Annotated in this window: 13 protein-coding genes; 7 read left to right on the forward strand and 6 right to left on the reverse strand. The window is 44.2% G+C overall.

The genetic code is table 11. The features are described from left to right. Window positions 1-100: 100 nt before the first annotated feature. From LEP1GSC050_RS04050 to LEP1GSC050_RS04075, 6 genes are all read right to left on the reverse strand, one after another. Window positions 101-553, reverse strand: coding sequence for a TraR/DksA family transcriptional regulator (locus tag LEP1GSC050_RS04050; protein WP_010568486.1), 453 nt, complete (start codon window positions 551-553; stop codon window positions 101-103). Window positions 554-564: 11 nt separating this feature from the next. Beyond that, complete coding sequence (rpmG, locus tag LEP1GSC050_RS04055) at window positions 565-717, reverse strand: 50S ribosomal protein L33 (RefSeq protein ID WP_010409750.1); 153 nt, start codon at window positions 715-717, stop codon at window positions 565-567. A gap of 124 nt (window positions 718-841) precedes the next feature. Then, a complete protein-coding gene (locus tag LEP1GSC050_RS04060) occupies window positions 842-1,807 on the reverse strand; it encodes a bile acid:sodium symporter family protein (protein WP_010568485.1) in 966 nt (321 codons plus the stop codon). A 2-nt stretch (window positions 1,808-1,809) separates the two neighbouring features. Then, window positions 1,810-2,955: an aminotransferase class V-fold PLP-dependent enzyme gene (locus LEP1GSC050_RS04065; protein ID WP_010568484.1), complete on the reverse strand. Its 1,146-nt coding sequence runs from the start codon at window positions 2,953-2,955 to the stop codon at window positions 1,810-1,812. Window positions 2,956-3,048: 93 nt separating this feature from the next. Then, window positions 3,049-3,798 (reverse strand): ferritin-like domain-containing protein, encoded by a 750-nt coding sequence (locus tag LEP1GSC050_RS04070; protein ID WP_010568483.1) that lies wholly within the window; start codon window positions 3,796-3,798, stop codon window positions 3,049-3,051. 184 nt (window positions 3,799-3,982) lie between these two features. Beyond that, on the reverse strand, window positions 3,983-4,615 hold the full coding sequence (locus LEP1GSC050_RS04075; RefSeq protein WP_010568482.1) for a lysoplasmalogenase: 633 nt from the start codon (window positions 4,613-4,615) through the stop codon (window positions 3,983-3,985). A 101-nt stretch (window positions 4,616-4,716) separates the two neighbouring features. On the opposite strand from LEP1GSC050_RS04075, the gene LEP1GSC050_RS04080 reads away from it, so the two are divergent. The 7 genes from LEP1GSC050_RS04080 to LEP1GSC050_RS04110 all read left to right on the forward strand — a co-directional run bounded on the left by LEP1GSC050_RS04080 (window position 4,717) and on the right by LEP1GSC050_RS04110 (window position 12,326). Continuing rightward, the gene (locus LEP1GSC050_RS04080) at window positions 4,717-5,706 is read left to right on the forward strand and encodes a TerC family protein (protein WP_010568481.1); all 990 of its coding nucleotides are present in this window, start codon (window positions 4,717-4,719) and stop codon (window positions 5,704-5,706) included. A gap of 78 nt (window positions 5,707-5,784) precedes the next feature. Continuing rightward, window positions 5,785-7,662 carry a methylmalonyl-CoA mutase family protein gene (locus tag LEP1GSC050_RS04085; RefSeq protein WP_010568480.1) on the forward strand — a complete coding sequence of 626 codons (1,878 nt, stop codon included), beginning with the start codon at window positions 5,785-5,787 and terminating at the stop codon, window positions 7,660-7,662. Continuing rightward, entirely contained in the window at window positions 7,659-9,839 is a 2,181-nt protein-coding gene (gene scpA, locus LEP1GSC050_RS04090; RefSeq protein ID WP_010568479.1) for a methylmalonyl-CoA mutase, read from the forward strand. Before LEP1GSC050_RS04085 ends, scpA begins: the two co-directional genes overlap by 4 nt. A gap of 5 nt (window positions 9,840-9,844) precedes the next feature. Continuing rightward, window positions 9,845-10,879 carry a methylmalonyl Co-A mutase-associated GTPase MeaB gene (meaB, locus tag LEP1GSC050_RS04095; protein ID WP_010568478.1) on the forward strand — a complete coding sequence of 345 codons (1,035 nt, stop codon included), beginning with the start codon at window positions 9,845-9,847 and terminating at the stop codon, window positions 10,877-10,879. A 213-nt stretch (window positions 10,880-11,092) separates the two neighbouring features. Next, entirely contained in the window at window positions 11,093-11,491 is a 399-nt protein-coding gene (locus LEP1GSC050_RS04100; protein WP_040911029.1) for an LIC20211 family lipoprotein, read from the forward strand. 11 nt (window positions 11,492-11,502) lie between these two features. Further along, window positions 11,503-11,979, forward strand: coding sequence for a hypothetical protein (locus LEP1GSC050_RS04105; protein WP_010568475.1), 477 nt, complete (start codon window positions 11,503-11,505; stop codon window positions 11,977-11,979). Next, window positions 11,976-12,326: a hypothetical protein gene (locus tag LEP1GSC050_RS04110; protein WP_010568474.1), complete on the forward strand. Its 351-nt coding sequence runs from the start codon at window positions 11,976-11,978 to the stop codon at window positions 12,324-12,326. The genes LEP1GSC050_RS04105 and LEP1GSC050_RS04110 overlap by 4 nt, the downstream gene beginning before the upstream one ends.

The following is a 12,326-nucleotide window of genomic DNA, read 5'->3' on the forward strand; positions in this document are numbered from 1 at the left end:
CGGCCTCAATCGGGCAAAAATGCTTGGCACGAATTGGAAATGGTCCTGGAAAGTAGGTAGATTTCAATCTAAAAATGGGAAAAGAACAGAAAGGAGAGACTCAATCGTCTAAAGAATCCAAGTCCGTAGGGATTTTATATGTACCCGTTAGCGTGGGAGACAAAGGGCTTTTCTTACCGGAAGCGCGATGCTTAGATACGGCCTCTGCATACTCCACGGTGTATCTAGTCCATGGAATCGCTTTTAGGCGGGCTAGAGGAATTTTTTTACCGGTTCCCTCGCAAATTCCATAGGCCCCATCCTCGATTTTCTCTAGGGCCACATCGATTTCACGAATCGTATCGATTTCGGATTCGGTTAGAACGGAACTGAGCATTTCTTCGTTGATTTCGGATGCGATATCGGCGATATCACCCATCTCTTTTAGGCCGGAAGGTTTACTGTTATCTTCCCACTTGGCATACTTCTCCAATAGAGAGTTTTTTCTCTCTACCAGTAACTCCTGCAACTCGGTCAGGATTTTCTTATCGTATGCAAGTTTTTTTGCGACCATCGGTTTTTCGGTTATACCTTAGATTCCTTATGTTCGACGTGCGCTCTGCAAAATTTGCAAAACTTTTTCGTAACAAGTTTCTCGGATTTCGCCTTTTTATTTTTCGTCTGGAAGTAAGCATCTTTCTTACATACCTGACAGGAAAGCTTAATGATCTCTCTCATGGCGGTTTCTCTTTGCGAAAATTAACCTAAAACCTAAAAAACGGGATTTTCGAGCCAAAAATGACTCCCCCCGCCTGTAGGTTTCGAGGTTGCATAAGCAATAAAAAAAAAGTTGGCTGAAAAATCAAGGAAGATCATTCGGAAACTCCGAAATTTCCTCTTTTCCGACGGGTGGATACTTTCTCCAAATTGCCGCTAAAACACTTCCAATTAAAGAATGAATAAAACTGGATAAGGCAGCCGGGATTGCAACAAGAGGGTCCGTAAAATTATTTTTAGATAGAACGACTCCAAGGCCGCTATTCTGCATTCCGACCTCGATAGAAACTGTTCGAGAAACGATTAGGGATCGTGTCGTCAATTTAGCAAACCAGTATCCGAAAAAATAACCTGCCGAATGTAGGAGGAAGACAGCGGAAAGTAGAAGCATCCCCGATTTCATAACCGCAGATTTTCCCGACCCTAAAATAGAAGAAACAATGAGTGAAATCAAAAGCACTGCTACAAATGGAGAAACCACTTTAATTCGATCGGCAAACCTGGGAGTGTATCGATTCAAAAGAATCCCTAATGTCACTGGTACGATAACGACTTCAAAGGTGTTCAAAAATAGCCCGTACGGATTGGCCCCCACACGATTTCCGACCAAGAGTAAGGTTAACATAGGAGTAAGGACGACGGAGAGCAAAGTAGATACGGCAGTCATAGTCACCGACAATGCCACATCTCCTCTCGCTAAAAATGTGATCACGTTGGAAGCAACGCCGCCGGGACAGCAAGCAACCACGATTAGCCCCGTTGCCAGAGGAGACGGAAGTTCCAATAAAATTCCGATAGCCCAACCTGCCAAAGGCATAATCGTATATTGACCTACTACACCGATCAAAACGGCCTTCGGAGTCTGGAAGACTCGCTTAAAATCTTCCGGGACCAGTGTGATCCCCATTCCAAGCATCGTTATTCCTAAACTATAGGTAATCCAAGGGCCGTCGAACCAAACTATCCAACTAGGATAAATCCAACTTATGGAGACTCCCGCAATTACCCAGACAGGAAATAGAAGAGAGATCCGTTCAAAAAACTTTGCCAATCTCACCTTGCCAAGAGATCGACTACGCGATCCAGTTGCTCTTTCGCGATATAGATATGCGGTGAAAATCGAACCTTCCCTAGACGCAAAGCGCACATAACACCATTTTTTTTCAAATGATTGACCGTGTCTTCCATGGATATGCCCGGCTTTTCGGCCACGACAATTCCAGTTTTAAAATCCGGAAAATGATCCGAACAAAGCTTCCAGCCGGCCTCCCGTAACCGGTCCGATAAGTAATCTGCGAGTTCGTAAATTCGAGCCATAGAAGAATGGAAGCCTATCTCATTCAGCATCTCCAAGGTCGACTGAAAATAGACCCAGTCAATAAAATTCACGGTTGAAATCTCATACCGATCTGTACCTTTCAATTCTTCGCGATACGGAAGATATACTTCGTCGTTTACAACCGACCCCGTACCTTTGAACGGGAATTGGAGAGATTCCAATTTTTCTTTGGCTACGTACATCACTCCTAAACCTAGAGGTCCAAGAAGCCATTTCCAAGCCGGAAAAGCCATATAGGAAATTTTCATTTCTCTAGGGCGAATGGGTAACAAGCCGACACCTTGTGCCCCATCTAATGCAAATTCGATTCCTTTTTCCGCCAGAAGAGTTCCGATCTCTTCTAAAGGAAAAGGCATCCCTGTACACCAGTGAACCGCGGAAAGACTAACCAATCTAGTTTCCGGAGTTAACGAATCTTTTAAGTTTTCTAAAAATCCTTCTGGAGTTTCCGACATCGGAACAAAGGCGAGTTCTACCCCTTTTTCCCTCCAGTGTTCCCAAGGGTAAATGTTGGAAGGATACTCATTCTCAAGAAGTAAAATTTGGTCCCCAGGCTGCAACTGCACACCCAAGGAAATAAAATTCATCCCTTCGTTCGTATTATGAATTAAGCTGAGTTCTCCCTGGTCACAACCTAGTAATTCGGCGAGAATTTTCCGAATCACCCTTTTGACGGTTACATAACGTCTTACTTCCGTGAGACCGCCATGAGACGCATATCCTTGAAGATACTCGTTGACCCAACGGATCGTTTCAGTATTACAAGGAGTAGTACCGCAATTATTTAACCAGATCATTTCCCGATTTACTGGATATAAGGCTTGGATCTTTACCCAATCCGGAGTGGCGTTTGTTTTCATCCTTCGTCCAAATTGAAACTTTAGTACGGAAGACAAAACCCTTTTTTAACGGAGCGTCTCGGAAAGAGAGCGCTCCGATTTTAATAGGAATCTCTAGCGTTTTTTCTTGGCAGCCACTTTCTTTTTCGGTGCGGATTTCTTAGCGGCGATCTTTTTCTTTGCCGGTACGATTTTCTTTTTGGCGGAGGCTTTTTTCGGGATTGGGACCGCTTTCTTAGCTACTTTTTTAGGGAGGATTTTTTTGGGTTTGGCAACTTTAGAACTTTTAGCGCCTTTTGCGGGACTATCTACCGCTTTCGCGACTTCTTCGGCCTGTTCGTCCCAAAAATACGCACCTCTGCCCGAATGAGTTTGATCCAGGGCATTGAGCTCCGCTTCCAAAAGGGACTGATAATTCTGACTATATTCCATAAGTTTGCTAAACAATAGCCTAATATTCGGATCGGCGAACTTGGTCGTTAGCTTTTCATAAAATGCCACTGAGTTCTCCGCTTCTCTAATTGCTAGCTCTAAAGCTTCGTGTGCGTCTTTGGAGCCGGAACCGGTGATCGTCCGTTCCACTTTATTCATCAATCTCTGAATCGTCGTCTGGTGAAATTTATGGATCGCCGTAAGTTGTTTTAGATTAGGCAGTTCGGCGCCTTCCGCTACTTCGTAAATTTCAGTAATGAATCTGATATGATCATCCACTTCCTCTGCAAGGCGTTCGAAAAGTTCCCGCGTACGACCCGGTGGAAGTTTTTCGTACGTATCCATATAGAACTCGAAGTAGTCCTTCTCGTGTTGGATCGCCGCTGCAATGGCCTCGAGGAAAGTTGTTTCTTTAAGAGGTTTGATACTCATATGTTAACTCCGGTCGCGTCAATTCTAGGGAGATTTCCCATCGGGTTCAATACTAATTTTTCGTTTTTTCTCATCCAAAAATTATCGCGCGTGTTCATTTTTTTTGAGGAACATCGACGCTTGTAAAAGCGTTTGCGGAAGAAATTCCATTCTTTATTCGAAAAAACAATCCTAAAATTTCAGTTCAAGATTCTTCTTCCGTGGAAACAAAAATTAAAAATTGAGCGAGGTAGTACGTTCCCATAATCCAACTCCCGTGTGCCGGAAATCGGATCGAAGTGAAATGACTTAATGCAATCAGCATATCGGAAAAAATAAAAATGACTGCGCCCGAAATTCCCAGCCACAAATCCGATTTTTCACATTCTCTAGATGAAGCTCTCCAACCCATCGTGCAAATCGCGGCAACGTAAAGTAAGACCGGCAAACTCATAGCGATCGGAATTCCAGGAAGAAGCCAGTAGTAGAAGCCGCCACCTACAATAACGAAGGGTATTAGGCGGACGATCTGCACCGGATTTCCACGAGAAAAGCCCCAAGAGTAGGATAACTGCGCGATCAAAAAACTTCCTAAGCCGAAAACGAAATATTCTGCCGGAAAAGTTAAAATTGCATCCCCGAAGAAGGAAAATACCAAACCAAAACCTATCCATATTCCGGTCGCTCTAGTCTGCCAACGTCTATCCCTAGTGAAATCCCAAAGCAATAGCAGAATCGGTAAAACTTTCGATCCCAGCCTCAATAAGAAGACCTCTGGCCAAACATTGACTACAACCAGATGCAAAAGGCATAGGAGAGGATAAACAATATAAAGCAATTGAGCCTCCGGGTTCGGGAAAGTCCGGGATTTGGGATTGTCTTCCTGCTCTCAGGTTAGAACCTGTCTCCCATCAACCATTTTCGGGTCTGGACGCTGCGATGCTTTCTTTTAGCCAAAAAGATTCTACACTTTTTCTCATTTTCAGCTTAGGGGTAGGCCTTTTAATTTATCTAGATTTATTTGTTCTAAATAGAAAAGCCCGCAAACTTTCCCTTAGAGAGTCCGGCTATTGGACTTTGTTCTGGGTTTCCCTGGCGTTAGGTTTCGCATCCCTCATATATATATTCCACGACGATCCGATCCAGCCAGCCATCGCGAAGGAAAAAACTCTAGAATTTTTGGCCGGTTACCTTTTAGAATATTCCCTCTCAGTCGATAATCTTTTCGTTTTTATTATGATCTTTGCGAAATTCAGAATCCAATCGCACCATCAACCTATGATTCTTAAATGGGGTATTTTAGGGGCCTTAATCTTTCGTGCCGCGATGATCTTTTCAGGAGCGGAGTTAGTCTCGCGATTCGAATGGATTCTATATCTTTTCGGAATTCTTCTTTTATACTCGGCATGGAAAATGTACTTTCATAGCGAGGAAGAAGATTTCGATCCGGAGGAAATGAAACTCCTAAAATACGCCAAAAAGATCCTGCCGATGACTTCTACATTTCATCCGGAAAAATTGATGGTGCGCGAGCAAGGGAAGATAGTCTTCACATCAACCTTTCTGATTCTTCTTGTAGTGGAGTTCAGCGATATACTGTTCGCGGTGGATTCGATTCCTGCGATATTTTCGATCACTCAAGATAGCTTCATTATTTATACCTCGAACGTCTTTGCAATATTGGGACTGCGATCCTTATTCTTTTTACTCGGCGGTGTAATGGAACTATTCGTTCATTTAAAAAAGGGCGTCTCTCTACTTTTAGCGTTTGTAGGAATCAAACTATTATTACCGGCGATTTCTAAGCCGTTACTCGGAGAGGAAATCCATGTCTCTATAGAGATTTCGTTATTCGTAATTATTAGTACGCTTATCGTGTCCGTGCTAATTTCCCTTCCCCATTATTTATCAACGAAAAAAGGAACCTGATCGGAGTTTTTAGACTTTACATGAAGATTTTGACTTATTCCCTAGAAAAAGGATCTTCTCACAAAAGAAGAGAATATTATGGACACTGAAAAACTCTTTAGCGAATTCCCGCCGGTCTCAACGAAAGAATGGACGGATCAAATCATCAAAGATCTAAAGGGAGGCGATTTCGAGAAAAAGCTGGTTTGGGAAACTCAGGAAGGCTTTAAAGTTCAGCCCTTTTATAGAAAAGAAAATCTTCAAGGATTGGAATGGTCCGTTTCCAATCTTCCGGGCACCTTTCCTTTCGCTCGTTCTACACGAAAGCTCACAAACGAATGGAATATCCGTCAGGATATAGATTCTATCGATTTAAAACTCGCAAAAGAACTGGCTTTAGAAGCAGTCGCGAACGGAGTGAATTCAATCGGATTCGTGGTTCAGAATTCTACGACCGGGCGGAGGGGAATTCCGGTCGAAAAAAGGGAAGATTTAGAATTTCTTCTGACCGAACTCCCCCTGAATGATATCACGGTTCATTTTATTGCCGAAGAAAGATCTCCGGAAATACACGGATGGCTTCCTAAGATCAAACCGTTAGTCGGCGGATTAGGATACGATCCGTTCCGGATTTTAGCCCGCCACGGTCGCTCAGGCGGTCATGGCCCGGAGACTCTAAAACCTATTCTGGAAGAATATGCGGCAACTTGGCCGAATTATCGAAGTCTTACCGTTCACTCCTCCACTTTCAGAGATAGCGGATCTACGATCGTACAAGAACTCGCTTTTACATTGGCATTGGGATCAGAATATTTATATCAACTTTCCCAAAGCGGACTAAAACCGGAAACCGTTAACTCTCAAACCATACTGCAATTTACCGTTGGGCCCGACTACTTTTTAGAAATTGCAAAGTTTCGTGCCGCTAGAACTCTCTGGGCGGAAATTTTTAAGGTCTACTCTTCCGAAACTGGAGAGGCAAGTTTACCCTTTATCGCGGCGGAAACCGCAAAGTACAATTATGGGGTCTACGATGTTTATAATAATATGCTTAGGGCAACGACCGAAGCGATGGCCGCCGCAATCGGAGGGGCCGAAATTATCACCGTCCTACCCTTCGATCATCTGATTCAACCGGCGGATTCTTTTTCGCTCCGAATAGCGCGGAACGTTCAGTTATTGATGAAGCACGAATCCTATCTGGACAAAGTCGTCGATCCTTCGTCCGGCTCTTACTATCTCGAAACTCTGACTCAGTCCATGACCGAACAGGCTTGGAAATTGTTCTGCGAAATCGAAAAAGAAGGCGGCTTTCTCTCTTCTTTACAATCGGGAAAAATTCAAGCTCGCATCGGAGAATCCAGGAAGAAAAAGGAAGAAAATTATTCGACTAGAAAGGAAATCTTTCTCGGAACGAATCAATATCCGAATCTAAAAGATAAAATCACCAATAAGAATTTAAACAAATCCGTACCGACGAAACCTCTAGAAACAAAACCCGGGGAATCGACCTGCCTTGCAATACCTGATTTTTTTGCAGGCGATGCGATCGAAGAAATTCGATTCTTAACTGAAAACCGGGAACAAAATACGGGTAAACCGATAAAAGTTTTACTGATCCCGGTCGGGGATTTAAAGATGAAGAAGGCCAGAGCAATCTTCTCTTTGAACTTCTTAGGCTGCGGAGGCTTTACGGTCATCGATCCAGGCAGTTACGAGAGTTCCGCTGAAGCAAAGTCCGCCATCGCAAAAGAGCGACCTGAAGTGATTGTTTTCTGCTCTTCCGACGAGGAAGTTCTAAAATGGGTAGGAGAAATTCTTCCCGAACTGAATCCAAAACCGATCCCTCTCGTCGCCGGAAATCCGAAGGAAGTAGTTTCCGAATTGGAAAAGTTGGGAATCCAAGGCTTTTTACATATCAAATCCGATCTACTCAAAACCTTGACCGATCTTCAAAAAAGGCTGGGAATACGATGAAGCGACCTACATTCGAGTCTGATCTTAAACATTCTAGTTCAAAGGAAACGTATGCCGATTGGTCCAAGGAAGCCTTAGATGAATTAGGACTTTCTAATTTAGAATCTAGAATCTGGCATACCCCGGAGAAAATTCCGGTTAAACCCGTTTATACTTCTGACGATGCTAAATCGCTCGAGCATCTGGAGTATGCGGCGGGAATTCCACCTTATCTTAGAGGACCATATTCGACCATGTACGTCCAGCAACCTTGGACCATCCGACAATATGCAGGATTCTCGACGGCAGAAGAGTCAAATGCCTTCTATCGAAGGAACCTGGCAGCAGGACAGAAAGGTCTCTCGGTCGCCTTCGATTTGGCGACCCACAGAGGATATGACTCGGACCACGAACGCGTTGTTGGAGACGTGGGAAAAGCGGGCGTGGCTATCGATTCCGTTTTGGATATGAAGGTTCTTTTCGATCAAATACCGTTGGATCAAATGTCAGTATCCATGACGATGAACGGTGCGGTCATTCCGACTCTTGCCTTCTATATCGTAGCAGCCGAAGAACAAGGTGTGAAACCGGAGCTACTTTCCGGAACCATTCAAAACGATATTCTAAAAGAATTCATGGTACGGAATACTTATATTTATCCTCCAGAGCCGTCCATGAGAATTATCGCGGATATATTTCAATACACTACGAAGTATATGCCTAAATTCAATTCGATCTCGATCTCCGGTTATCATATGCAGGAAGCGGGAGCGACTGCCGACTTGGAATTGGCTTATACGTTAGCGGACGGACTCGAGTATCTTAGGACTGGAATCAAGGCCGGAATGGATTTGGATAGCTTTGCACCTCGGCTTTCGTTTTTTTGGGCGATCGGAATGAATCATTTTATGGAAATCGCGAAGATGCGAGCAGGGCGTTTGCTCTGGGCTAAAATCGTCAAAAGTTTCCAGCCTAAAAACAACAAGTCACTCGCATTAAGAACTCATTGCCAAACCTCCGGTTGGAGCTTAACCGAACAGGATCCGTTCAATAATGTGGCAAGAACTTGCATCGAAGCGTTGGCCGCCGCTTTAGGGCATACTCAATCCTTACACACGAATGCATTGGACGAAGCCATCGCTCTACCTACGGATTTCTCCGCAAGGATCGCAAGAAACACTCAGATATATCTGCAGGAAGAGACGAATATCCACAGAGTAGTGGATCCTTGGGGCGGGTCGTTCTATGTGGAATCTCTTACGAACGATTTAGCCCATCGCGCTTGGGAGCTGATTCAGGAAGTGGAAAAATTGGGTGGGATCGCAAAAGCCATCGAAACCGGTATTCCGAAAATGAGAATCGAAGAGGCCGCCGCTCGGAAACAAGCAAGAATCGACTCGGGAAGGGACGTAATCGTTGGAATCAATCGATATCGGCCAAGCAAAGAGAATCCGCTTGAAATATTAGATATCGATAATACTGCAGTTCGCGAATCCCAAATTCGTAAATTAAACGAACTTAAAAAGAATCGGGATGCTAATGCGGTTCAATCTGCCTTGGATGCTATTACCAAATGTGCCGGAGGGGAACGGGGGAATTTGTTGGATCTGGCAGTTGACGCGGCCAGAAAAAGGGCAACTCTCGGAGAAATTTCCTTTGCAATGGAAAAAGTCTTCGGCCGTTACAAAGCAATCACCCATTCCATAACCGGTGTCTATTCGGAGGAAATCATGGACGATCCGGATTTTAAGAAGGCCAAAGGGCTTTCGGAAAAATTCTCCAAATTGGAAGGACGTCAGCCCAGGATTATGGTCGCGAAGATGGGACAGGATGGACATGACCGGGGGGCAAAAGTAATCTCTACAAGTTTTGCCGATATGGGATTCGACGTGGATATAGGCCCTCTATTTCAAACTCCTGCCGAAGCAGCCAAGCAGGCTGTGGAAAACGACGTGCATGTTCTAGGTGTTTCCAGCCTTGCAGCAGGTCATAAAACACTGGTGCCTCAGGTCATCCAAGAACTGAAGCGCTTAGGAAGAGACGATATTCTCGTAATCGCCGGCGGCGTGATCCCGCAACAAGATTACGAATTTTTGTATAAGGCGGGAGTAAACGGTATCTTCGGACCTGGAACAAAAATCTCGAAGGCTGGAGTGGATATACTGGAACTTCTCATCAAAACCGCAGAAGGTGTTTAGGATTCGTGCCTGAATCGGAGAAAAAAAAAGAAAGCCTTCTTAGAGGCGGCGGTCATCGAAAGCCCCTTCCGGAAATAGGTACGTTCGTAAAAGGAATCTTAGACGGAGATAGGGTTCTACTCAGCCGGGCAATCACTCTTGTAGAGAGCACTCTGCATTCCCACCAAGACTTGGCGGAACAAATCATCGAACGTTGCCTCCCCCATTCGGGAAAAAGCATCCGAATCGGAATTACTGGAATTCCAGGCGTCGGAAAAAGTACATTCATCGAATCCTTCGGGAATCTTCTTGTTCAGAAAGGGAGAAAGCTCGCAGTATTAACCGTTGATCCGACTTCACAACTTTCGAAGGGTTCCATCTTGGGAGATAAGACCAGAATGGAAACTCTCTCCAGAAAAGAAGAAGTGTTCATTCGCCCGACTCCTTCCGGAGATTCTCTTGGAGGTGTTGCCCGTAAAACGAGGGAAACAATTTTTCTGTGCGAGGCGGCAGGCTTCGACACTATCTTAATTGAAACGGTAGGAGTCGGCCAATCCGAAACAGCCGTTCATTCCATGACCGATGTATTTTTACTTTTACTCATTGCAGGTGCCGGAGACGAGTTGCAGGGAATCAAACGCGGCATTATGGAAATGGCGGATTTAATTGCGATTACCAAGGCCGACGGAGAAAACGCACTAAGAGCAGAACGCGCCAAATCTGAAACCGCATCGGCAATTCATTTTCTCCCGCCTCACGAATCGGGCGCCCCAACGAATGTATTAACATGTTCCGCGCTGACAGGACAGGGGATTTCCGAACTATGGCTCGAAATTTTAAAATATATCGAAATTGTACGTTCGAACGGATATTTCGATATAAACAGAAAAGATCAAGCTAGGCATTGGTTATATGAGTCGGTACAATCCCTTTTGATCGAAGACTTCCGGGAAAAATTAGAATCCGAATTTTTACTTGCGGAGCAGAAAGTCACTCGAGGTGAGGAAAGTTCCCTGAAAGCCGCTCGAAATTTACTGCAACTTTACCGAAAAGGTAAATAGAATTATTACGGTCTTATAATATATTTTTAACGTTAATTTTTAGTTAGTAATTTTCCGATCAAATCGCCATTCAATCCCCAGTCGAACTCCAAAATAGAATAGAATTTTTTCCTTGGAAAATATATCTTTTCCGATCGTTTAGGCGGATAAGAAAAGTAGAAACCGAACGAACCATTTAGACCTGGGTCGGTTTCATCCGAAGGAAAAACATCAATGCCTCTTTTGTTTGCAAGAATCCTAATTATAACTGCTTTTATCGGGATTCTTTCCGCCTGTGCTACTTCAAGTGCTGGGCTTTCAACAAGTACAGTACCGATGGCTGACAAAAAATATACGGTATTAGGTCCTGTAGAAGGCATGAAATATTGGATCACGTTCGACGTCGCTATTATCGGGATTCCATTAAAATCCCCGCCGATCGATACACTCTTGGAAGAACTTCAAAAAGAAAAAGAAGCGGATGCATTGATCAACCTGCGCTACTGGACTGATAAGTACATCTTTCTTTTCTTAACGCTGAATCGTTTGCATATTTCAGCAGAGGCAGTTCGATTTGACGGAGTCATTTCCAACCCCGTTTTGCAACCGGAACCGAGACGGAAAGGACGATAATCTCTTTTTCCATGCAGAAATTTTTCCTAAAAGCCGTTCTGGTTATTTCCATTATTTTTACCCAAGCCTGCTCGGGAACAATCACTCGTACCGAGGTAGGAGGACGAGTCAGGGATCCAAGACTCATCGATTCTGCAACTATATTGCGTAGTACAGACTATGAAGAACTAGGAACGTCTACGGGAGAGAGTTCCGTCTTTTTTTTATTCGGTCTAATCCCGATGACAAATCCGTTGAATATGGACTATGCGTTAAGCGAAGCAGTTCGTAAAATCCCGGGCGGGAAAACTTTGGTTAAAGTCAGATATTGGCATGAAACTCATTTATTTTTTCCGGTCGGTACTGTCAGCATTTTGAAGGTAAAAGGTATGGTGGTAGGTGCTCCGCCCGCGGACATAGGATTCGAGACGGAGCCTGAAATCAAAAAAGATTCTAGCGGCGGAAAACGTTCTACTCACGGCGGGGCTTCCTCGGACGGAAAGAAATGAAGAAGATTATAATATGCTTCTTTTTAGTTTCCGTTTCCGCGTTCTATTCGGGGGCTTGTGTCCGGGAAGATCTAGTTTCGCAAGGAGATTCGAATAGTCAAATTTATGCCGCCGCCAAATATCTTGCGACAAAGTGCGGAGATCCGATTCCCACTCCATATCCGGTTGCAATCGGAGATGTGCAAAGACGAAATTTGGATCTTTGTAGTATTGCTATCACTAAATCCGACTGCCCATTCATAAGTTACCCCATCGCATGCCTATTGATCTATTTGGACAAACCTACGGGGGATATTCCTTGGTACGAAAATTTTAAAGATGCGTACGTTACTCCAAAGGTGCCATAA

It is taken from the genome of Leptospira broomii serovar Hurstbridge str. 5399 (assembly GCF_000243715.2).
Lineage (GTDB): Bacteria > Spirochaetota > Leptospiria > Leptospirales > Leptospiraceae > Leptospira_B > Leptospira_B broomii.